17 protein-coding genes are annotated in these 21,505 nt (G+C 65.3%); 16 read left to right on the top strand and 1 reads right to left on the bottom strand.

The features are described from left to right. Window positions 1-61 precede the first annotated feature (61 nt). From BN60_RS14740 to BN60_RS14710, 7 genes are all read left to right on the top strand, one after another. Window positions 62-1,642: an ABC transporter substrate-binding protein gene (locus BN60_RS14740; RefSeq protein WP_020696857.1), complete on the top strand. Its 1,581-nt coding sequence runs from the start codon at window positions 62-64 to the stop codon at window positions 1,640-1,642. A 22-nt stretch (window positions 1,643-1,664) separates the two neighbouring features. Beyond that, window positions 1,665-2,606 (top strand): ABC transporter permease, encoded by a 942-nt coding sequence (locus BN60_RS14735; protein WP_020696856.1) that lies wholly within the window; start codon window positions 1,665-1,667, stop codon window positions 2,604-2,606. A gap of 1 nt (window position 2,607) precedes the next feature. Next, window positions 2,608-3,483, top strand: a complete 876-nt coding sequence (locus tag BN60_RS14730) for an ABC transporter permease (protein ID WP_020696855.1) — start codon at window positions 2,608-2,610, stop codon at window positions 3,481-3,483. A gap of 2 nt (window positions 3,484-3,485) precedes the next feature. Then, window positions 3,486-4,493 carry an ABC transporter ATP-binding protein gene (locus BN60_RS14725; protein WP_020696854.1) on the top strand — a complete coding sequence of 336 codons (1,008 nt, stop codon included), beginning with the start codon at window positions 3,486-3,488 and terminating at the stop codon, window positions 4,491-4,493. Next, window positions 4,490-5,506, top strand: coding sequence for an ABC transporter ATP-binding protein (locus BN60_RS14720; RefSeq protein WP_020696853.1), 1,017 nt, complete (start codon window positions 4,490-4,492; stop codon window positions 5,504-5,506). Before BN60_RS14725 ends, BN60_RS14720 begins: the two co-directional genes overlap by 4 nt. A gap of 86 nt (window positions 5,507-5,592) precedes the next feature. Further along, window positions 5,593-6,936, top strand: a complete 1,344-nt coding sequence (gene gdhA, locus BN60_RS14715) for an NADP-specific glutamate dehydrogenase (protein ID WP_020696852.1) — start codon at window positions 5,593-5,595, stop codon at window positions 6,934-6,936. Between the two features lie 45 nt (window positions 6,937-6,981). Continuing rightward, window positions 6,982-7,608, top strand: a complete 627-nt coding sequence (locus BN60_RS14710) for a DUF1826 domain-containing protein (RefSeq protein WP_020696851.1) — start codon at window positions 6,982-6,984, stop codon at window positions 7,606-7,608. 7 nt (window positions 7,609-7,615) lie between these two features. Here BN60_RS14710 and BN60_RS14705 read toward each other — a convergent pair whose 3' ends face one another. Beyond that, the gene (locus BN60_RS14705; RefSeq protein ID WP_020696850.1) at window positions 7,616-8,812 is read right to left on the bottom strand and encodes a pyridoxal-phosphate-dependent aminotransferase family protein; all 1,197 of its coding nucleotides are present in this window, start codon (window positions 8,810-8,812) and stop codon (window positions 7,616-7,618) included. Between the two features lie 101 nt (window positions 8,813-8,913). Here BN60_RS14705 and BN60_RS14700 point away from each other — a divergent pair, with 101 nt between their 5' ends. The 9 genes from BN60_RS14700 to BN60_RS14660 all read left to right on the top strand — a co-directional run bounded on the left by BN60_RS14700 (window position 8,914) and on the right by BN60_RS14660 (window position 21,399). Continuing rightward, window positions 8,914-9,573 carry a GntR family transcriptional regulator gene (locus tag BN60_RS14700; protein WP_215905908.1) on the top strand — a complete coding sequence of 220 codons (660 nt, stop codon included), beginning with the start codon at window positions 8,914-8,916 and terminating at the stop codon, window positions 9,571-9,573. Then, on the top strand, window positions 9,573-10,562 hold the full coding sequence (locus BN60_RS14695) for a Bug family tripartite tricarboxylate transporter substrate binding protein (protein ID WP_020696848.1): 990 nt from the start codon (window positions 9,573-9,575) through the stop codon (window positions 10,560-10,562). Before BN60_RS14700 ends, BN60_RS14695 begins: the two co-directional genes overlap by 1 nt. Next, window positions 10,520-13,483: an FAD-binding and (Fe-S)-binding domain-containing protein gene (locus tag BN60_RS14690; protein WP_020696847.1), complete on the top strand. Its 2,964-nt coding sequence runs from the start codon at window positions 10,520-10,522 to the stop codon at window positions 13,481-13,483. Before BN60_RS14695 ends, BN60_RS14690 begins: the two co-directional genes overlap by 43 nt. A 117-nt stretch (window positions 13,484-13,600) precedes the next feature. Then, complete coding sequence (gene nudC / locus BN60_RS14685; protein ID WP_043283946.1) at window positions 13,601-14,530, top strand: NAD(+) diphosphatase; 930 nt, start codon at window positions 13,601-13,603, stop codon at window positions 14,528-14,530. A gap of 18 nt (window positions 14,531-14,548) precedes the next feature. Further along, the gene (locus tag BN60_RS14680) at window positions 14,549-15,685 is read left to right on the top strand and encodes an NADH:flavin oxidoreductase/NADH oxidase (protein ID WP_020696845.1); all 1,137 of its coding nucleotides are present in this window, start codon (window positions 14,549-14,551) and stop codon (window positions 15,683-15,685) included. A 199-nt stretch (window positions 15,686-15,884) separates the two neighbouring features. After that, window positions 15,885-18,047: an ATP-binding protein gene (locus BN60_RS30145; RefSeq protein WP_020696844.1), complete on the top strand. Its 2,163-nt coding sequence runs from the start codon at window positions 15,885-15,887 to the stop codon at window positions 18,045-18,047. 302 nt (window positions 18,048-18,349) lie between these two features. Further along, entirely contained in the window at window positions 18,350-19,240 is an 891-nt protein-coding gene (locus tag BN60_RS31650) for an HlyD family secretion protein (protein WP_281015332.1), read from the top strand. 2 nt (window positions 19,241-19,242) lie between these two features. Further along, window positions 19,243-20,373, top strand: a complete 1,131-nt coding sequence (locus BN60_RS14665; protein WP_043283945.1) for an FUSC family protein — start codon at window positions 19,243-19,245, stop codon at window positions 20,371-20,373. 123 nt (window positions 20,374-20,496) lie between these two features. Beyond that, window positions 20,497-21,399: a DMT family transporter gene (locus tag BN60_RS14660; RefSeq protein ID WP_020696841.1), complete on the top strand. Its 903-nt coding sequence runs from the start codon at window positions 20,497-20,499 to the stop codon at window positions 21,397-21,399. Window positions 21,400-21,505 lie beyond the last annotated feature (106 nt).

Genomic DNA, 21,505 nt, shown 5'->3' with positions numbered 1-21,505 from the left:
TGCTGGACAAGGACGACGGCGGCTTTGCATACTCGGTGAGGGGAGTAAGGGAGACTTTCGTATGTTCAGGCGTATTCTCGCCGGTGCGCTCGCGCTGGCCGTGCCTTTTGCCGCCGCCGACGTGCAGGCGCAGGAAAAGGTGCTCAAGGCGGTGATGCACGCCGATGTGCGCGTCATCGATCCGGTGTGGACCACTCAGACGATCGCCAACATCCATGGCGCGCTGATCTACGACACGCTGTTCGGCAACGACGGCAACCAGAAGCCGCAGCCCCAGATGGTGGGCAAGTACGAGATCAGCCCCGACCGGCTCACCTATACCTTCACCCTGCGCGACGGGCTCAAGTTCCACGACGGCTCGCCGGTTACGACCAAGGACGTGATCGCCTCGCTGAAGCGCTGGGGCGCCAAGGATGGCGTCGGCCAGCGTCTGATGGGTTTCGTCACCAAGATGGAGCCGGTCGACGACAAGACCTTCACCATGGTCCTGCGCGAACCCTACGGCATGGTGCTGGAGTCGCTGGGCAAGAGCCAGAGCTCGATCGCCGCCATCATGCGCGAGAAGGATGCGCTTACCGACCCGCAGCAGCAGGTCAAGGAAGCAGTCGGCTCCGGTCCCTACATGTTTGCCAAGGATCAGTGGGTCCCGGGCAGCAAGGCCGTCTATCTCAAGAACAAGGACTACGTGCCGCGCACCGAGGCGCCGTCCTCCTTCGCCGGCGCCAAGATCCCCGGGGTCGATCGCATCGAACTGGTGTGGATTTCCGATCCGCAGACCACCATGTCGGCGCTGATCAACGGCGAGATCGACTTCTACGAGCAGCCGACCAACGACTTCCTGCCGATGCTCGAGAAGGCACGCGGCGTGAAGCTGATGAAGACCGGCAAGATCGACAGCACGCAGGGCATGATCCGGCTGAACCATCTCCACCCGCCGTTCGACAATGTGAAGGCGAGGCAGGCGATGTACTACCTGATCAACCAGGAAGACTTCCTGCGCACCATCGTCGGCGATCCGAAGTTCTACCGGGTCTGCAAAGGACTGCTGACCTGCGGCGGCCCCTACGAGAACGACGGCGGCAGCTACCTGATGAAGGAGTACAACCCGAAGAAGGCGCTGCAACTCCTCAAGGAGGCCGGTTACAAGGGCGAGCCGATCACCGTGCTTTCGGCTACCGATCACGCCACCATCACGCCGGCCACGCAGGTGCTGGTCCAGGCGATGCGCGAAGCCGGCATCAACGTCGACGCGCAGTCGATGGACTGGGGCTCGGTCGTGACGCGTCGCGCCAAGAAGGAGCCGCCCGCACAAGGCGGTTGGAACATCTTCGTCACGACGTCGGGCGGCGTCGGCTCGTCGAATCCGGTCCTGCACACCTGGATCGGCGCGGCCTGCGAGAAGGGCCTGTTCGGCTGGCCGTGCGATCCCGAGGTCGAGAAGCTGCGCAATGCTTTCGGCATGGCGGCGACCGAGGAGGAGCGCAAGAAGATCGCGAAAGAGCTGCAGACCCGCGCGATGGAGCAGGTCGTGTTCCTGCCGTTCGGTCAGTGGGATACGCCGATCGCCTTCCGCAGCGACAAGATCGACAACGTCGTGCCGAACACCGGCCTCGCCGTGCTCTGGGGTATTACCAAGAAGTGAAATCCGCTAAGCGTAACGGCGCATGACCTCCTATATCGTGCGCCGTCTCTTCGCCACCCTGCCGGTGATGGCGGTGGTGGCGCTGTTCGTCTTTTTCCTGCTGCGGTTCGCGCCGGGTGATCCCGCTGCGATCATCGCCGGCGACGACGCGACGGCCGAGTCGATTGCGGCCGTGCGCGCCAAGCTCGGACTCGACCGGCCGATGGTCGAGCAATTCGTCGTCTGGGTCGGGCAACTCCTGCAGGGCGACATGGGCGTGTCGATCTTCTCGAATCTCGCCGTGACCCGCCTGATCGCCCAGCGGCTGGAGCCGACGGTCGCGCTCACGCTCTCGACCCTGTTCGTGGCGGTGGCATTGGCCGTTCCCATCGGCGTCGTGGCGGCCTGGAAGGCGCGCAAGCTGGTCGATCGCCTGGCCATGGCCTTCGCCGTGCTGGGCTTCGCCATGCCGACCTTCGTGCTGGCCTATATCCTGATCTACTTCTTTGCCGTGCAATGGCAGCTCCTGCCGGTGCAGGGCTATTCGCCGATCCGGGAGGGCTTCTGGCCCTTTGTCGAGAGCCTGATCCTGCCCTCGGTGGCGCTGGGCATCACCTACATGGCGCTGATCGCCCGCATCACGCGAGCCTCGATGCTCGAAGTTTTGGCGCAGGATTATATCCGCACCGCCAACTCCAAGGGGCTGGCGACCGACCGCGTGCTGCTGCTGCACGCCTTGAAGAATGCCGCGGTGCCCATCGTGACGGTGATCGGCATCGGCATCGCGTTGCTGATCTCGGGCGTCGTCATCACCGAGACGGTGTTCAACATTCCGGGCCTGGGGCGCCTCACGGTCGATGCCGTGCTAAAGCGCGACTATCCGGTGGTGCAGGGGCTGATCCTGGTCTTTGCCGGCGCCAAGGTGCTGGTGAACCTGATCATCGACATTTCCTACGCTTTCCTCGATCCGCGGATTCGGTACTGACATGGCCGTTATCGCCGACGATCTCGACCTGCCGGTTGCCCGCCGCTTCTCGCTGTGGACGGCGGTGCGGCGCAATCCCACCATTGCCTTCGGCGCCACCCTGCTCGTGGCGTTGATCGTCATGGCGGTCTTCGCCCCCTTTATCGCGCCCAACGACCCGTTGAAGCTCTCGCCCGTGAACCGGCTGCGTCCGCCGTCGGAGCGCTGGTGGTTCGGCACCGACCAGTTCGGCCGGGACGTCTTTTCCCGCACGATCTACGGCGCACGCGTCTCCCTGATCGTCGGCCTCTCGGTGGCGGCCTTTTCGAGCGTGCTGGGCCTCGCGCTGGGCCTCGCCTGCGGTTACTTCCGCAGGGTCGACGGGTTTGTCATGCGCATCATGGACGGGCTGATGGCGATCCCCTCGATCCTGCTCGCCATCGCGCTCATCACCCTATCGCGGCCCGGCCTCGGCATCGTGATCGTGGCCATCGTCATCCCCGAAGTGCCGCGCATCGTGCGTGTGGTGCGCGCCGTGGTGCTGTCGATCCGGGCCCAGCCCTATATCGAAAGCGCCATCGCCGGCGGCACCAAGAACCTGAAGCTCCTACTGCGCCACGTGCTGCCCAACACGCTGGCGCCGCTGATCGTACAGTCGACCTATGTCTGTGCCTCGGCCATGCTGATCGAAGCGGGTCTGAGCTTCCTGGGCGCCGGCGTGCCGCCGGAAATTCCGAGCTGGGGCAACATCATCGCCCAGGGGCGCACCTACTTTCAGATCGCCCCCTGGACCATCCTGATCCCCGGTGCGTTCCTGGCCGTCACCGTGCTGGCAGTGAACCTGCTGGGCGACGGCCTGCGCGACCGGCTCGATCCGCGGCTGGCGAGGCGGCTCTGACCATGGCCGGAACCTCCATCCTCGAAGTCCGCGACCTGCACACGCAGTTTCGTACCCTGGACGGCATCGTCCGGGCGGTCGACGGCGTGTCCTTCCACGTCGAGCGCGGCGAGACCTTGGGCATCGTGGGCGAGTCGGGCTGCGGCAAGTCGGTGACGGCAATGTCGATCCTGCGGTTGATCCCGCCGGAGACCGGCCGCATCGCCTCGGGCTCGATCAAGTTCGAGGGCGAGGAACTCACGACACTCTCCGAGGAGGAGATGAAGCGCCTGCGCGGGCATCGCATCTCCATGATCTTCCAGGAGCCGATGACCTCGCTCAATCCGGTGCTTACGGTCGGCACGCAGATCGCCGAAAACGTCGTGCGCCATCTCAATGTGCCCTGGTCGGCCGCGCGCGACCGGGCGCGCGAGATGCTGGATCTGGTGCGCATCGCCGATGCCCGCCGCCGCCTCGACGAATATCCGCACCAGCTTTCCGGCGGCATGCGCCAGCGCGTGATGATCGCCATGGCGCTCTCCTGTGATCCGCAGGTGCTGATCGCCGATGAGCCCACGACGGCGCTCGACGTCACCATCCAGGCGCAGATCCTCGATCTCATGATCGAGCTCAAGGAAAAGACCGGCACGGCGATCGTGCTGATCACCCACGATCTGGGCGTCGTCGCCGAGACCACGGAGCGCGTCGTGGTGATGTATGCCGGCCGCAAGGTCGAGGAGGCGCCGGTCGAAGCGTTGTTCGCCGAACCGCTGCATCCCTACACGCGCGGCCTGATGCGGGCGATCCCGCGCCTCGATGTCGAGGCGGATGCCGCCGGCACGCGGCCGCGCCTGCAGGAAATTCCGGGGTTGGTGCCGATCCTCACCAAGCCGATCGTGGGCTGCGCCTTCGCGCCCCGCTGCGGCTTTGCCACCGATCGGTGCCGCCGCGACGCGCCGCCGCTGGTCGAGGGCGGCGCAGGCCACACCGTGGCCTGCTGGGAAGTCGAGCGCGTGAGAGCCTCGACATGAGCGACAAGTTCGATAGCCAGCCCGTCCTTCAGGTCGAGGGCCTCGTAAAGCACTTTCCGATCCACGGCGGCCTGCTGCAGCGCCGTGTCGGGGAGGTGAGGGCGGTCGACGGTGTTTCCTTCTCGATCCGTCGCGGCGAGACGCTCGGCCTGGTGGGCGAGTCCGGTTGTGGGAAGTCGACAATCGGCAAAGTCGTCCTGAAGCTGATCGAACCGACGGCCGGGCGCATCGCGCTGGGCGGCGAGGACATTACCCATCTCAAGCCGGGCGCCATGTGGCCGCATCGCCGGCGCATCCAGACGATCTTCCAGGATCCGTACTCCTCGATGAACCCGCGCCTGCCGTCGGGCACGATCGTGGGCGAGCCGCTGGAGAACTTCGGCATCGCCCGGGGCGCGGCGCGCGACGAGAAGGTGGCGCAGCTCTTCCGGCGGGTGGGGCTCCGGCCCGAGGCGATGCGCAAATTCGCGCACGAATTTTCCGGCGGCCAGCGCCAGCGGCTCGGCATCGCCAAGGCGCTGTCGGTCAATCCCGACGTGATCGTGGCCGACGAGCCGGTCTCCGCGCTCGACGTGTCGGTGCAGGCGCAGGTGCTGAACCTGCTGATCGACCTGCAGGAAGAATACGGGCTGGCCTATCTCTTCATCAGCCACGATCTCGCGGTGATGCGGCACATCAGCCACCGCATCGCCGTGATGTATCTCGGGCGCATCGTCGAGCTGGCGCCCAAGCGCACGCTCTTCACGCAGCCGCTGCATCCTTACACCGAGGCGCTGCTTTCGGCGGCGACCGCGCCTGACCCCAAGCGACGCCGCCAGCGCAAGCGCATCGTGCAGGGCGACGTTCCGAGCCCGGCCAAGCCGCCGCCCGGCTGCCATTTCCATACGCGGTGTCCCTACGCGGTCGCCGAGTGCAAGGTGACGGTGCCGCCGCTGATCGAAGTCGCGGAAGGCCATCACGTCGCCTGCCTGCGTCGTCCGGTCGGCGGCGATCCCGGTCCTCTCACGCCGTAGGTTCATTTCTGTGCGTCGTTGTGTCTCTTGCTTGAGCACATCTGCGGATGCTCCTCGGCCCCATGTCGACAGGAGTGCCAAGAGAAATGCTCGATGAGAAGCTGGAGCCGATTTTCGCCGATGTACTGCGCCGCAATCCCGGCGAAGAGGAATTTCATCAAGCGGTTCGCGAGGTGCTCGATAGTCTTGGCGCAGTGATCGCGAAACATCCCCACTATGCCGAGGACGCGCTGATCGAGCGCATCTGCGAGCCGGAGCGGCAGATCATCTTTCGCGTGCCGTGGGTCGACGACCGCGGCCACGTTCAGATTAACCGCGGCTTTCGCGTCCAGTTCAATTCTGCGCTCGGGCCCTTCAAGGGCGGGCTGCGCTTTCATCCGACGGTCTATCTCGGCACGGTGAAATTCCTGGGCTTCGAACAGGTCTTCAAGAATGCGCTGACGGGCATGCCGATCGGCGGCGGCAAGGGCGGCTCCGACTTCGATCCCAAGGGCCGCTCGACCGGCGAGGTCATGCGGTTCTGCCAGTCGTTCATGACCGAGCTGTCCCGCCATCTCGGCGAGTATACCGACGTGCCGGCCGGCGACATCGGCGTGGGCCAGCGCGAGATCGGCTACATGTTTGGCCAGTACAAGCGCATGAGCAATCGCTACGAGTCCGGCGTGCTTACGGGCAAGGGCCTGGCCTGGGGTGGTTCGCGGGTCCGCACCGAAGCCACGGGCTACGGCGCGGTCTACTTCGTCGAGCGCATGCTCGGCACGCGCGGCCAGAGCTTCGACGGCAAGAAGGTCATCGTTTCGGGCGCTGGCAATGTTGCCATCTACACGATCGAAAAGGTGGCGGAACTGGGCGGCAAGGTCGTCGCCTGTTCGGACTCCAACGGCTATGTCCTCGACGAAGCCGGCATCGACCTCGACCTCCTGAAGGAGATCAAGGAAAAGCGGCGCGGCCGGGTGGAGGATTACGCCAAGCAGCGCCGGGCAGGTGCGACCTACGTTCCCGGCGGTTGCATCTGGGACGTGCCCGCGGATATCGCCATGCCGTCGGCGACGCAGAACGAGCTGACGGGACGCGACGCGCGCACTCTGGTGAAGAACAAGGTGCTGGCGGTCGGCGAGGGGGCGAACATGCCCTGCACGCCCGAGGCGGTGCGGCTGTTCCTCGAAGCCGGTGTGCTGTTCGGGCCGGGCAAGGCGACCAACGCCGGCGGCGTGGCGACCAGCGCGCTCGAAATGCAGCAGAACGCCTCGCGCGATTCCTGGACTTTCGAGGCGACGGAAGAGCGCCTGGCCGGCATCATGAACGGCATCCACGACCGCTGCGCCGAAGTCGCCGACGAATACGGCTCGCCCGGCAACTACGTGCTGGGCGCCAACATCGCAGGCTTCATCCGCGTTGCCGAAGCCATGCGGGCGTTCGGCGTGGTCTGATGGGTTGGTTGACGGTACATGATGTTATAATGTACCAAATATCGGATGAACCTGGGATCCGGTTCGCCGATCGTCGAGGCTGGCGAAGAAGCCGTCCTCGACCGCATCGTCGATCAAGATGTTGCCCTTGCGGTGTGGGCACGGCCCGCTCCGTCGGGGCTTGCGGCATGGCTCGACGCTCTGCCGCCGGAGAAGCTGCCTGACGGCCGCTTCGTTGCCACGCCAGCCGAGGTGCCGGCGCAGTTCGCCGCGTTATGCGACGACGCCGATCTCGGTGACTGTCCCGCGCGTGCTTGCCTGATCGACGATGTGGCTGGTCTCGCGGCCAGCTTCGGCCGGATCTCCGGCGCGGCGCGTGTGGATCTCAGAATCGAAGCCCTCGACCATGACGGCTGCTGGCGCTTCCACCGCGACTATGTCGGTTTGCGCCTGAATGCGACTTATCGGGGCCCCGGTACGCAGTGGCCGCCGCTCGAGCAGGCCGCGCGGGCGTTGCGCGCGCAGCGGCGCTATCGCGGCGCGCTGAACGAGCTGCCGCGCTTTGCCGTGGGCCTGTTCAAGGGCGTGCAGCGGGCGAAGGCCGTGTCCGTAGTGCATCGTTCGCCGCCGCTTTCCGGCAGCGGCGTGACGCGGCTGTTCCTCTGCATCAACGAAGAATTCAGCGACGACTGAGGTTGCCTTAGTCGCGGCGTGCGCCCGGCGCGGTGTCGCGGAGGTAGGTGAGGGCAGCCTGGGCACCGCCCGTCTTGTGCGGGACCTTGGCCAGGCCCAGCGCCATCTCGACGCCCGACAGCGTGCCCATCAGCATCAGGTCGTTGAAGTCGCCGAGATGGCCGATGCGGAAGACCTTGCCCGCGACCTTGGTGAGGCCCTGGCCGAGCGACAGGTTGAAGTTCTCCAGGGCGACCTTGCGGAAGGCGTCGGCGTCGTGGCCTTCGGGCATCACGATGGCGGTCAGAGAGCCCGAATAGGCTTTGGGATCGCTGCACAGGATCTCCAGCCCCCAGCCGGTGACCGCGGCGCGCGTCGCCTCGGCATGGCGGGTGTGGCGGGCGAACACGGCGCCGAGCCCTTCCTCCAGCAGCATGTCGCAGGCTTCGTTGAGGCCATAGAGCAGGTTGGTGGCGGGCGTGTAGGGGAACCAGCCGTTGGCGTTGGACGCCAGCATCTCGTCCCAACCCCAGAAGGCCTTGATCATCTTGGAGGACTTCGAGGCTGCGACTGCCTTCTCGCTCACCGCATTGAAGGAGAGGCCGGGCGGCAGCATCAGGCCCTTCTGCGAGCCCGCGACCGTGACATCGACGCCCCAGGCGTCGTGACGGTAGTCGATCGATCCCAGCGAAGAGATCGTGTCGACCAGCAGCAGGGCGGGATGCTTGGCGGCGTCGATCGCGCGCCGGACGGCGGAGATGTCGCTCACGACACCCGTCGAGGTCTCATTATGGACGATACAGACCGCCTTGATGGCGTGGCCGGTGTCTTCCTTCAAGCGCTTCTCGATGGCCGCGGGATCGGCCGGCTTGCGCCAATCGCCACCCATAAATTCTGATTTGATTCCAAGCTTGTCGGCCATCTTCTTCCACAAGGAAGCGAAGTGGCCGGTCTCCCACATCAGCACCTGGTCGCCGGGCGACAGGGTGTTCACGAGGGCGGCTTCCCAAGCTCCCGTACCAGATGCGGGATAGATGATAACCGGTTGTTTTGTCTGGAAAACTTGCCGGACAGATCGCAGGATTTTCTTGGCCAACGCGTTGAACTCGGGGCCGCGATGATCGATCGTCGGATGATCCATCGCACGAAGAACGCGGTCTGGAACGTTGGTCGGCCCAGGAATTTGCAGGAAGTGACGGCCGCTCGGATGGGAGTTCAGGCGCATGATTTCAGCCTTTCCAACTGTTCACTTGCATTTTGTATACAATATGCCAAGTTGAGTCCAGACACATGGATGGCTCTTCCTTCCCCATCGCCCGATCGAGCTTGCCGGAGGCGGCGGCCGAGCGGCTGCGCACCCTGATCATCGAAGGCGGGTTGCAGCCGGGCGCCAAGCTGAACGAGCGCGAGCTCTGCGAACGGCTGGGCGTCTCGCGCACACCACTCCGCGAAGCCTTCCGTATGCTGGCCGCCGATGGGCTACTGGTTCAGCTTCCCAATCGCGGCGCGCAGGTCGTGGCCCTGTCGCCGGACGATGTACGGGATGGCTTCGAGGTCATGGCGGCCCTGGAGGGGCTGGCGGGGGAACTCGCTGTCGCCCGGGTGACCGATGGCGATATCGTCCATTTGCGCGCGTTGCAGGCGGAAATGGAGGCGGCGCATGCCCAGCACGATCTTCCAGCTTACTATCGCATCAACCGCGCCATCCATGACCGCCTGAATGCCATCGCCGGCAATGCGGTGCTGGGCCAGACCTACCGGATGCTCAACGCGCGCCTGCACGCGCTCCGCTTCCGCTCCAACCTCAATCGCGCGAAATGGGATCAGGCGGTTGCGGAACATCGTTCCATGATCGCAGCCCTTGCCGCGCGCGATGGCGCTGCGCTACGTGATCTCCTCATCCGGCACCTGCGGGCGAAGCAGCAGGCGGTGCTGGCTACGATGAATAATCAAGACAGTGAGATCCTTGAGGGAGGAAACGAATAATGACGTCGACTTTTTCCACGCGCCGCAATGCGCTGAAGCTCGGGCTTGCCGCCACCCTGGCGGCACCCGCGGTGGCGCGTGCCCAGCAGGGCTGGCCACCGCAGACGATCACCTGGGTCAACCCGTTCCCGGCCGGCGGCGGCACCGATGTCTTCGCGCGGCCGCTGGCTGCCCAGGTCGGTGAGCAGCTCGGCTGCCAGATCATCATCGACAACAAGGGCGGGGCAGGCGGCACGGTGGGCGCCTCGCAGGCCGCCAAGATGAAGCCCGACGGTTCCGTCTTCTTCGTCGGCGCCATCCACCACACGATCGCCCCGTCGATCTACAAGAACCTCGACTACGATCTGGAGAAGAACTTCGAGCCGATCACCATGGTGGCGCTGGTGCCGCAGGTGATCTCGATCAATCCCAGCAAGGTGCCGGTCAATACGGCCGCCGAGTTCATCGCCTACGTGAAGGCCAATCCCGGCAAGGTGAACTACGCCTCGGCCGGCGCCGGCACGGCGCATCATCTGGCGGGCGAACTGTTCAAGCTCGAAACCAAGACCGAGATCACGCACGTACCCTATCGCGGTGCGGGCCCCGCGATGCAGGACCTGCTTGCCGGCAATGCCGACATGATGTTCGACGGCATGGGCACCTCGGCGCAGCAGATCAAGGCAGGCAAGCTGAAGGGCCTTGCGGTGGCGACCCAGAAGCGCGTGCCGGAGTATCCGGACATGCCGACGGCGGCCGAGATCGGCGTGCCGAATTGGCTCGTGTCGACCTGGTACGGCCTGTGGGCCATCAAGGGCACGCCGCAGCCGATCGTCGATCGTATGTACGCAGAGGTGGTCAAGGCGCTGGCCAATCCGAAGCTCCAGACCATCTGGAAGGATCAGCTCGCGCAGGTCGGCGGCGAGAAGCCGGCTGACTTTGCCAAGCGCATCCGCACCGAAATCGAGAAATGGCAGAAGGTCGTCGCGGCGGCCGGGGTGAAACTAGACTGAGCACGCTCGAACAGAATCTTAAACGCACTCTCAAAGGCGAGGTCCTCTTCGACAGGGCCTCGCGTGGGCGCTACTCGACCGACGCCTCGATCTACCAGGTCGAGCCGGTGGGCATTGTCGTGCCACGCGACGAGACCGATCTCGGGCTTGCCATCGACGTGGCGCGCGATGCCAAGGCCGCGATCCTGCCGCGCGGGGCGGGGACCTCGCAGTGCGGCCAGACGGTCGGCGAAGCGCTGGTCATCGATTGCTCGAAGTACCTGCGCGAGATCGTGGGGTTCGACAAGAACAAGGCGCAGGTCACGGTGCAGCCCGGCGTGGTGCTGGACCAGCTCAACGCCTGGCTGAAGCCGCACGGGCTCTGGTATCCGGTCGATGTCTCGACCTCGGCGCAGTGCACGCTGGGTGGCATGGCCGGCAACAATTCCTGCGGCTCGCGCTCCATCCGCTACGGCAACATGGTTCACAACGTCGCCTCCATTGATGCCATCCTGGCCAGCGGCGAGCGGGCGCGCTTCGGTTCGGCGCGGCCCGAGGACATGCCGGCATCGGTCCGTGCCATTGCCGACAAGGTGGCCGAGCTTGCCTTTGCCGAGCGCGACGAGATCGAGCGCATGTACCCCAAGGTGCTGCGGCGGGTCGGCGGCTACAATCTCGATATCTTCTTTCCGCAGTCGGAGCGGCCCTACACGACCGACAATTCGGTCAATCTCGCGCATCTCCTGGTTGGCAGCGAAGGCACGCTCGCGGTCACCGAGCGGCTGACCTTGAAGCTCGCGCCAGTCCCGAAGCACAAGACGCTGGGCGTCGTGAACTTCACGAGCTTCTACAAGGCGATGGACAGCGCCCAGCACATCGTGAAGCTGAAGCCGGCGGCGGTGGAACTGGTCGACCGCACCATGATCGAGCTCGCGCGTGCCAATCCCGCCTTTCGCCCCGTCATCGAGCGGGCGCTGATCGGCAAGCCTGAAGCGATTCTGCTGGTCGAGTTCGCCGGGGAGGAGCGCGAGGACCAGCTTCGCGATCTCGCGCGGCTGGTCGAGCTGATGGGCGATCTCGGCATGGCGGGCAGTGTCGTCGAGATGCCGGAGCCCGGTCCGCAGGCCGCGCTCTGGGAGGTTCGCAAGGCCGGTCTCAACATCATGATGTCGATGAAGGGCGACGGTAAGCCCGTCTCCTTCATCGAGGACTGCGCCGTACCGCTGGAGCATCTCGCGGACTACACGCAGCGCCTCACCGATGTCTTCGAGAAGCACGGCACGAAGGGCACCTGGTATGCCCACGCCTCGGTCGGCACGCTGCATGTGCGGCCGATCCTCGACATGCGCCGCGAGGGTGCCACCAAGATGCGCGCCATCGCCGAGGAGGCGTCGGCCCTCGTGCGCGAATACAAGGGCGCTTATTCCGGCGAGCACGGCGACGGGCTGGTGCGCTCGGAATGGGTGGGATGGCAGTTCGGTCCGCGTCTCACCAAGGCCTTCGAGACGGTCAAGGACCTGTTCGATCCCCAAGGCATCCTCAATCCCGGCAAGATCGTGCGGCCCTCGCGCATGGACGATCGCAACCTCTTCCGCTTCAAGCCGGGGTACAAGACCATCGACTATACGCCCGCGCTCGACTGGTCGGCATGGAACGTCCAGAACGATCCGCGCACCGAGGCCCTGACCGAACCCGGCAGCGGCGGCGACAGCACTGGCGGCTTCGCGAAGGCTGCCGAGATGTGCAACAACAACGGCCATTGCCGGAAGTTCGACGCCGGCACGATGTGCCCGTCCTTCCGCGTGACCCGCGACGAGAAGCATCTGACGCGCGGCCGTGCCAACACGCTTCGGCTTGCGCTCTCCGGCCAGCTCGGGTCCGAAGCGTTGCGCTCCGACTATGTCGCCGCGGCGATGGACCTTTGCGTGAGCTGCAAGGGCTGCAAGCGCGATTGCCCGACCGGCGTCGACATGGCGCGCATGAAGATCGAGGTGAAGTCGGCGCGGACCATGGCGCGCGGCCTCACCTGGCGCGACCGGATGATCGGCGCCGTGCCGTCGATGGCACCGTGGGCGCGGCGGCTCCCCTGGCTGTTCAACGCGGCGTGGTTCGTGCAGAGCTATCTGGGCTTTGCGAAGCAGCGCCGTCTGCCGCAATGGCGCGGCGACACGTTCCTTACCACCACCGAGGTCGACGATCGTGACGCGACGGTGGTGATCTTCGCCGATACCTTCTCGAACAATTTCGAGCCGGAGATCCTGCACGACGCTCGCCGCGTGCTCACGGCTGCCGGCCACAAGGTGGCGGTGGCCTGGCCGACCCTGGGGGCGCCGGCGCTTTGCTGCGGTCGCACCTATCTTTCGACCGGCCAGGTCGAGCGGGCGAGGAGCGAGGGCAGGCGACTCCTGAACGCGCTCCGTCCCTTCGCCGTCAAGGGCGTGCCCATCATCGGGCTCGAACCCTCGTGCCTGTTCACCTTGCGCGACGAGTTCCTGGCGATGAATCTCGGCGAGGACGCCAAGGTCGTGGCCGACAACGCCGTGCTGTTCGAGGAATTCCTTGCCCGCGAGAAGCGGGAAGGCCGGCTGGCGCTCGATCTCAAGCCGCTGCGGGAAAAGACGGCGCTGCTGCACGGCCACTGCCATCAGAAGGCCTTTGGGGCGATGAGCGCGGTACAGGAAGTGCTGGGCCTGGTGCCCGATCTCAAGGTGACGCCCATCGAGTCGAGCTGCTGCGGCATGGCCGGCAGCTTCGGCTACGAGGCCGAGCATTACGAAACCTCGATGGCCATGGCCGAGCTGTCGCTGCTGCCGGCCGTGCGCAAGGCCGATGCCGATACGCTGGTCGTGGCCGACGGCACCTCCTGCCGCCACCAGATCGCCGACGGCGCCGACCGCCAGGCGCTGCACGTCGCCCAGGTCCTCGCCGCCGCGCTGGAGTAGAGGACCGCGCGCCGGCCCGTGGCAGTTGGTTGCGCAGGCCGGCATTGCGTCCCCTCGCGATGCAGAAGGCCCGGATTTATTGCGGTCCCGCCCTCGCTGTGGCACCGTCCGCGCCCTATGCAGAGACCAAGAAACCCCTATTCCAGCGCCGAAATCGACCGCTCTTCCCATGAGCGCGAGAACGACGAGCGCATGATCGAACTGGCGTCGTCAGGCGCGGCGCGGTTCGTCCCGATCGATACCGAGAGGAACCTGGTGAAGACCGGGGGCAACCCGGAGCCGGTGTTCCTCCAGGGCATGATGGCCAGGGCCGTCGTCAGTTCCAGCGAGACCAAGATCTTCCTCGGCTATGTCGAAGGCACGCCCTATTTCGCCGTCGACGTGACCGGCCTCGAAACGCCCCTGACCGAGATGGGCGAGTTCGTCGATCTGCGCCAGGTGGGTGCGCTGCTGTTCGCGCGCGAAGGATCGATCCTCGCCTATGCCCGCGGCATGACCTACTGGCATCGCCGCCATCGCTTCTGCGGCGTCTGCGGGTCGCCGACCCGCATCACGCGCGGCGGTCACGTGCGCATGTGCACCAACGAGTCCTGCAAGACGGAGCATTTTCCGCGTACCGATCCGGCGGTGATCATGCTGGTCCATCACGGCGACAAGTGCCTGCTGGGCCGCGGCAAGCAGTTCCCGCGCGGCATGCATTCGACCCTCGCGGGCTTCGTCGAGCCGGGCGAGAGTTTCGAGGATGCCGTCGCGCGCGAGGTCTACGAGGAAGTCCGGGTCAAGGTGAAGAACGTGACGTACCGTTCCTCGCAACCCTGGCCGTTCCCGGCCTCGGTCATGATCGGCTTCCACGCCGAAGCCGAGTCGCTGGACTTCACCGTCAACGAGGACGAGCTGGCGAGCGCGCGCTGGATGAGCCGCGAGGACCTCAAGCCGGAGAACCTGCCCAAGGACGGCTCCTTCTTCATGCCGCGCCGCGATTCGATTGCCCGCCGCCTCATCGAGGAATGGCTGGGTCACGAGGCCGGCCCTTCCATCAACGGCTGATCACACCGGGATAACAGCATGACCGCCCAACTCTTCACTCCTGTCGAGCTCGGCGGCGTCACGCTGCCCAACCGCATCGTCGTCTCGCCGATGTGCCAGTACTCCGCCGTCGACGGCAGCGCGCAGCCCTGGCATCAGGTGCACTACGGCATGCTCGCCATGTCCGGTGCGGGCCTGCTGTGCCTCGAAGCGACGCATGTCGAGCGCGAGGGCCGCATCACCCAGGGATGCCTCGGCCTCTACAGCGACGAGAACGAGGCGGCGCTGAAGCCGGTGATCGACTGGGTGAGGGGCTGGATGCCCGGCGTGAAGCTCGGCGTTCAGTTGGCCCATGCCGGGCGCAAGGCTTCGGCGCAACGGCCCTGGAAGGGCGGCGGACCGCTTACGCAGGCCGATGCCCCTGACCTTCCCTGGACCACCTATTCGGCCTCGGCGCTGCCTTACGATCCGGCCGCCAAGTGGCACACGCCGGTGGCGCTCGATAGCGTGGGCCTGAAGCGCGTGAAGCAGGCTTTCGTGGCGGCGGCGGAGCGCAGCGCCCGGCTGGGCTTCGACGTGATCGAGCTGCACGGTGCCCACGGCTACTGCCTCAGCCAGTTCCTCTCGCCGCTCAGCAATCACCGCACCGACGAATACGGCGGCACGATGGAGAAGCGGCGCCGCTTTCCGCTCGAAGTCTTCGAGGCTGTTCGCAGGATCTGGCCGGCCGAAAAGGCGCTGGGCATCCGGCTGTCGGCCGTCGAGTGGGTCGAGGGCGGTGTCACGATCGAGGATACGGTCGAGACCGCGCGCCAGTTGAAGGGGCTGGGCTGCGATTTCGTCGACGTGAGTTCGGGTGGCAACGCGCCGGGACAGAAGATCAAGATCGAACCCGGCTACCATGTTCCGTTTGCGGCCCGCATACGCCGCGAAGCCGGCATCAAGACCTGGGCGGTCGGGCTGATCACCGAACCGGAGCAGGCGGAACGGATCATCGCCAACGGCGAGGCCGACTGCACCGCGCACGCGCGGCCGTTCCTGCTCGATCCACGATGGGCCTGGAATGCCGCCCGCGCCTTGGGCGTCGAACCGCCGTCCCTGCCGTTGCCGGCGGTGCGCGCGACGACGATCCTGCCGTTCAAGCCTCAACACAGCGTGGCAAAGGCGGCGGACTAGCCGCGGATGTCGAATGCTCTCGCAGAGGGTTCATTTCTGATCCGGCCTGTCCCGGTCGATGCACAGGGGGATTGTCGGAAGTGCCACGCCGCGGGCGTGGCGGATGTCCATTCGTTTCCCAGGCCCTATAGTGCCGCCCGACTTTCGAAGTTCGTCTCGTCTCTGGTTGGGGCAGGGCCTTAGGTTCGATATGCGACGGATGCTGAAGCTGCGGACTTGGACGTTTCGCGGGACCACGGCTGCCGAAGCGTCGCTCGTGCTGCTGGCGGCAACGGTCGTCGTCCCGGTTTTCCTGTTCGTGGGGGCAAGCTGGCTCACCTACAACGACGTCCGCGAGCAGGCCGAGGAGCGTATGGCGCGTACGCTCGACCTGCTCTATGTGAACGTCGCAACGACGTTCGAGACCGGCTATCTCGTCGCGGCGAATGTCGCCGAGATCGTCGACGACTTCAGCAACGAAGCCATCAGGACAAACGAGCAACGGCTCCACGACCGTCTGCGCCGGCTGGTCGAGCCGCTGCGCCAGATCCAGAACGTCTTCGTAATCGACGAGCAGGGCGCGCCTCTGGTATCGGCGCGTAACTTTCCGCTGCCGACGGGGCTGATTGCGGCCGACCGTAGTTATTTCATCGCTCATCGCGACCGTGCCGAACGGCGGCACATCAGCGAGCCGATGAGGGGTCGGGTCAACGATGGGTATTTCTTCCAGTACAGCGAGCGGCGTGAAACGCCGGACGGCCGGTTCAACGGTGTCGTCGCGGTATCGATTTCGCCACGGTACTTCGTCGAGCGATTTGCCGAGGCGGCGGACACCAACCTCTTTACCGCTGCGCTGGTGAAGTCGGACGGCGAAGTGCTCGCCCGTTATCCTGCGGAAACCGAAACGCATCGCCTTGCGTCCGACAGCGGGTTCATGAAGGCGATAGCGGCGTCGCCGGAAAGCGGCGCCTATGCCACGCCGGCCTCTTCCTTCGACGGCCTCCGTCGTATCGTGATGTACCGCAAACTCGCGGATCTGCCTCTGTATGTCGTGCATGGATATGGCGAAGAGACGGTTACGAGAACCTGGCTCCGTCGCATGGCCTCTCACCTGGTCTTCGGGCTGCCGGCGACAATCGCCCTTTTCATTCTGGCATTGGTGGCCTCGCGCCGTGCTATCCGGCAGGACGAGGCGCTTGAGCAGCTTCGCACCGAGCAGATTCGTCGGGCGACTGCCGAGGAGAGCCTGCGGCAATCGCAGAAGATGACGGCGGTCGGCCAGCTGACGGCCGGCATCGCGCACGATTTCAACAATCTGCTGACGGGTATCGGCGGCGCCATCGAGATGGTGGGAAGGCGCGTGCCACAACCCACGCCGGACGTGACGCGCTTCCTCGACCTTGCCAGGACGGGCGTCTCGCGTGCGGCGTCACTGACGCAACGCATGCTCGCTTTCGCGCGCCAGCAGCCGCTGCAGATAGAAGCGATCGACGCGAACCGCATCGTTTCCGGCATGTCGGAGCTGTTGCGCCGGACAATCGGTGAGAAGATCAAGATCGAGACTGTCCTCGCAGGCGGGCTTTGGCGCGCGAAGGCCGACGTCGCGCAGCTCGAAAGCGCCATCCTCAACCTCGCGATAAATGCACGCGATGCAATGCCCGAGGGCGGCACGCTAACAATCGAGACAGCGAACAGTCATCTCGACGACGCCTATGCTGCAGCCAACGCCGAAGTAGTGCCCGGGCAGTACGTTATGATCGCCGTCTCGGATACCGGGACCGGCATGCCGCCGGAGACGGTTGCACGTGCCTTCGAACCGTTCTTTACGACCAAGGAGCGAGGGCAGGGGACTGGTCTGGGTCTCAGCATGTCGTTCGGCTACGTGAAGCAGGTCGGTGGGCACCTCAAGATCTACAGCGAGGTCGGGCGGGGCACGACGGTTAAGATCTACCTGCCGCGCGAGATGGGCGAGGCCGCAGCCGAGGTCGAACTGCAGCCACTCGCGCCCGAGACGGGAACGGGGACGGTCGTTCTTGTGGTCGAAGACGATCCGATCGTGCGCGAATTCGCCCTGGCGGCCTGCCGTGAACTCGGCTGCGTCGTCTACCAAGCGGCCGACGGCGAAGAGGCGTTGCGCGTGCTGGCGGCGCATGACGACATCCAGCTGCTGTTTACCGATGTCGGGCTGCCCGGCGGCATGAATGGCCGTCAGATCGCGGGCCTTGCAACGGAACGCCGGCCGTCGCTCAAGGTGCTGTTCACGACGGGCTACACAGCCAACGCCATTGTTCATCACGGTGTGCTCGATGCGGGCGTCAACTTCATCGGCAAGCCATTTTCCGTATCGGCACTGGCGGCCAAGATGAAGAGCATGGGCTTGTAAGCCCGGCTGCGCTATTTTCCCGAGCGATGCCGCCTGACAGTACCCCACCGCAACCACCGGCACCTGCCGAGGTATCTCGGAAACCTGAGCCACCCGCGCCGGTTGTCACTGCGCCCGCGTCAGCTCCCGAACCTGATCCGACACCGCAACCAAATCCGGTACCTCCGCCACCAGCGGATTTCGCGCCGACCGCCCCGCCGACCGGCCTGACGAAGCGCGAGACCAGCCGGTTGCACCGGCTGCTCCTTGTCGGAGGAACAATTCTTGCCCTTTTCATAATCTGGGAAGTCTTCACCTCCTACGTGGTCTACACGGACGACGCCTATGTGCGCTCCGATCTCGTCGCGCTGGCGCCGGAAATCACAGGCCGGATCGTCGCCGTCCATGTCGTCGACAACCAGACGGTCAAGAAGGGCGACTTGCTCGTCACCATCGATCCGGTGCCGTTTCAGCTCGTCGTCAACCAGACCAAGGCGCAGATCGAGCAGGCCAGGGCACTGCTGAAGTCTTCCCAGGAGGAGCTCAGCACGGCGCAGGCCGCCCTTGCGGCCTCGACCTCGGCAAACGTCTACGCAGCGCAGGAACAGGCGCGCTACGCCGATCTGGCCAAGAACGAGTACGCGCCGCGCGCCGAGCTCGATCGGGCCAACGACGAGCTGCGCCGCTCCCAGGCCGAGATGACGATCAGCCAGATCGCTATATCCAAGGCGCAGACCGGCATCGTGGCGCACCAGGCCGCCCTGGAGGTCGCCATCGCCGAGAACGCCACGGCACAATGGAAACTGGATCGCACGCGGGTCTTCGCGCCGGTCAACGGCACGATCACCAACCTGACCTTGCAGCCCGGTGACACCGCCAATATCGACGTGCCGATGATCGGCATTGTCGATTCCGATGCTTGGCGCATCATGGCCAACTACAAGCAGTACTACATCCGCGACTTCAAGATCGGCCAGACCGCCTGGGTGTGGCTGGACAGCGAGCCCTGGCGTTGGCATCGCGCAAAGATCACCGGCATTGCACGCGGCATCAGCCGCAATCCGGGGCCGGACATGCTTCTGCCCTATGTCGCGCCGACCACGGACTGGATCCGCCTGCAGCGCCGCATTCCCGTAACCATCGTCCTCGTCGACAAGCCGGACGAGTTCAAGCTCTACATGGGCGCCGATGCGCGGACGGTGATCTTCCCGTGAAGATGTCCTTCGCGCGTGGCGTGATCGAGGATTTCGCCGAAGGCGGCCGGATGGTCGATAAGACGCTCTCCGGCTTCTGGAAAGAGCTGAAGGAGCTGGGAACGAATCCCGCGCAAACGCGGCAAGGTTTCGTTGCCGCGGCTTCGGTGATCCTGTCGACGACCCTGGCGCTCGCGCTTCAGCTGGAGGCGCCGTGGTGGGTGGCGATCAGCGGATTCATGTCGTTGATGTCGACGGGCGCCGCTTCCGTGCGGCGCGGCCTCTTGCGCCTGACGGGGACGATTGCCGGTGCGGCGATCGGCTTCGTCATGGCGCGCTGGTTGCCGTACGATCACCTCGCCCTTTGTATATTCCTTGCCGCGATGACGGCGTTTGGCGTCATTGCCATGCAGGTCAGTCCCCATGGGCTGGCCTGGATGTTCATGTCGATCACGTCGAGCCTGGTGCTGCTCTCGAGCCTGAACGATCCGACGCAGGCCTTTCAGCTTGCCGTCTATCGCGTGATCGACGTCGCGGTCGGTGTCGGTTCCGCCATTGTCGTCGCCAATGTCCTGCAGGACTGGCATGCCGATCGCCCGCCCACTGCACCAGGGTGGCGCCATCTGCTGGGGGCGCAATGGCCCTCGGTGCTGCACGGCGTCCGGTCGGCGATCGCCGTCGTCGTCGTGCTGGAACTCTGGATCCTGATGAACCTGCCGGACGTGACCGAGATGGCGATCACCATTGCTGTCGTGATGGCCGCCCCGCTGATTGCCGACTCCGGCGTCAGCACCAGACATCAGGTTGCCGAGAAGTCGCTGCATCGATTCATGGGCTGCCTGTTCGGCGGTGTCGTCGCGCTGGCCTGTCTTGCCCTGCAGGTCGAGTCGTTCATCTGGTGGCTTGCGATGATCGCCGCGGTGGTCTGGGTCGGGATGCACATCCAGGTCGGCAGGCACGGCGTGGGCTATGTCGGCACGCAGTTCGCCTTCGTCTTCGTCATCACCATGATCCAGGGCGCCTCGCCGCCTGCCAGCATCATGCCGGGTATCGACCGGTTTGCGGGCATCACCGGCGGGCTCGGCATCCTAATGCTCGTGTCCCTGCTCCTGTGGCCGAGCGCGGAAGAGCTGAAGGAAGAACAGAAGCCTTAGCGCCACCGCTGGCACACTGCTTGCACGATGTCTGTCGTTTCGGAGCGCGATCTATGCAATTGGCAGGAGGGCGTAGTCCGATGCTGCACTTGCTCACGCGACGCCAATCGTTAGGTTGCAAAGATGAAGAGCGACGCGCCCCCGCCGGTGGACCGGACCCTGCGGGCCATTCTTTCCATCATCTTTTCAGTTCTTTGTTTTTCGGTCCTGAATGCAATCTCCAAGACGCTGAGCCAGACCTTTCCGGTCATCGAGGTCATCTGGGGCCGCTACGCCTTTGCCTTCATCTTCATGCTGGTGTTGTTTCTGCCGCAGAGCGGGATGAACCTGTTTCGCTGGCACAACGTGCCGAGCCAGATTGTGCGCGGCCTGCTGCTGTTCGCCTCGTCGTTCCTGTACTTCCACGGCATCGTCTATCTGCCCTTGGCGACGGCGGCGTCGATCTCGCTGACCAGCCCGCTGGTGGTGACGGCGCTCTCGTCGAAGTTCCTCGGCGAGCCGGTCGGCCCGCGTCGCTGGGCGGCCTGCGCCGTCGGCTTCGTCGGCGCACTGATCGTGGTGCGGCCGGGGCATGCCCATTTCGAGTGGCACTCGCTGCTGATCGTCGCCAGCACGCTCTGCAGTTCGCTCTACCAGCTCTTTTCGCGGCGCTACGGCCAGACCGAGCGGCCAGACGCATCGGCTACCATGGCGACGATCGTCGGCACGGTGGCGGCGGCTCCGCTGCTGCCCTTCGATTGGGTGACGCCGACGCTCGGCTGGCACTGGCTGCTGTTCGCCGGCATGGGCGTGATGGCGGGCGTGGGGCACTACTTCCTGACGATCGCCTACAGCCAGGCGCCGGCCGCGGTCGTGGCGCCGTTCAACTACATGCAGCTCCTGGGAGCGGCGCTCCTCGGCTACCTGGTGTTCCAGGACATTCCCGATTTCTGGACCTGGATCGGCGCTGCGGTGATCGTCAGCTCCGGCCTCTACCTCGGCCACGTCGAGCGTCAGAAGTATCGCGCGTTGGCCCGTAAGAAGTAGCGCTCAACCAGCGAGCGCGTTGACATCAGTTGGGTAAGCCGCCCGCTCAGGCCGCGGCCGCCATCGGGAGAATGGTCGAAGGCGGTGATCGCGGTCGTCACGGTCA

Origin of the sequence: Reyranella massiliensis 521 (genome assembly GCF_000312425.1) — a bacterium.
GTDB lineage: Bacteria > Pseudomonadota > Alphaproteobacteria > Reyranellales > Reyranellaceae > Reyranella > Reyranella massiliensis.
Note: the sequence above shows the minus strand (reverse complement) of the source record. Positions and strands in the feature narration are given on the sequence as shown.

Excerpts from the sequence above, each read along its gene's own strand:
- BN60_RS14740 (WP_020696857.1), top strand. The coding sequence starts at position 62 with ATGTTCAGGCGTATTCTCGCCGGTGCGCTCGCGCTGGCCGTGCCTTTT.
- BN60_RS14735 (WP_020696856.1), top strand. The coding sequence starts at position 1,665 with ATGACCTCCTATATCGTGCGCCGTCTCTTCGCCACCCTGCCGGTGATG.
- BN60_RS14730 (WP_020696855.1), top strand. The coding sequence starts at position 2,608 with ATGGCCGTTATCGCCGACGATCTCGACCTGCCGGTTGCCCGCCGCTTC.
- BN60_RS14725 (WP_020696854.1), top strand. The coding sequence starts at position 3,486 with ATGGCCGGAACCTCCATCCTCGAAGTCCGCGACCTGCACACGCAGTTT.
- BN60_RS14720 (WP_020696853.1), top strand. The coding sequence starts at position 4,490 with ATGAGCGACAAGTTCGATAGCCAGCCCGTCCTTCAGGTCGAGGGCCTC.
- gdhA (WP_020696852.1), top strand. The coding sequence starts at position 5,593 with ATGCTCGATGAGAAGCTGGAGCCGATTTTCGCCGATGTACTGCGCCGC.
- BN60_RS14710 (WP_020696851.1), top strand. The coding sequence starts at position 6,982 with ATGAACCTGGGATCCGGTTCGCCGATCGTCGAGGCTGGCGAAGAAGCC.
- BN60_RS14705 (WP_020696850.1), bottom strand. The coding sequence starts at position 8,812 with ATGCGCCTGAACTCCCATCCGAGCGGCCGTCACTTCCTGCAAATTCCT.
- BN60_RS14695 (WP_020696848.1), top strand. The coding sequence starts at position 9,573 with ATGACGTCGACTTTTTCCACGCGCCGCAATGCGCTGAAGCTCGGGCTT.
- BN60_RS14690 (WP_020696847.1), top strand. The coding sequence starts at position 10,520 with ATGGCAGAAGGTCGTCGCGGCGGCCGGGGTGAAACTAGACTGAGCACG.
- nudC (WP_043283946.1), top strand. The coding sequence starts at position 13,601 with ATGCAGAGACCAAGAAACCCCTATTCCAGCGCCGAAATCGACCGCTCT.
- BN60_RS14680 (WP_020696845.1), top strand. The coding sequence starts at position 14,549 with ATGACCGCCCAACTCTTCACTCCTGTCGAGCTCGGCGGCGTCACGCTG.
- BN60_RS30145 (WP_020696844.1), top strand. The coding sequence starts at position 15,885 with ATGCTGAAGCTGCGGACTTGGACGTTTCGCGGGACCACGGCTGCCGAA.
- BN60_RS14665 (WP_043283945.1), top strand. The coding sequence starts at position 19,243 with ATGTCCTTCGCGCGTGGCGTGATCGAGGATTTCGCCGAAGGCGGCCGG.
- BN60_RS14660 (WP_020696841.1), top strand. The coding sequence starts at position 20,497 with ATGAAGAGCGACGCGCCCCCGCCGGTGGACCGGACCCTGCGGGCCATT.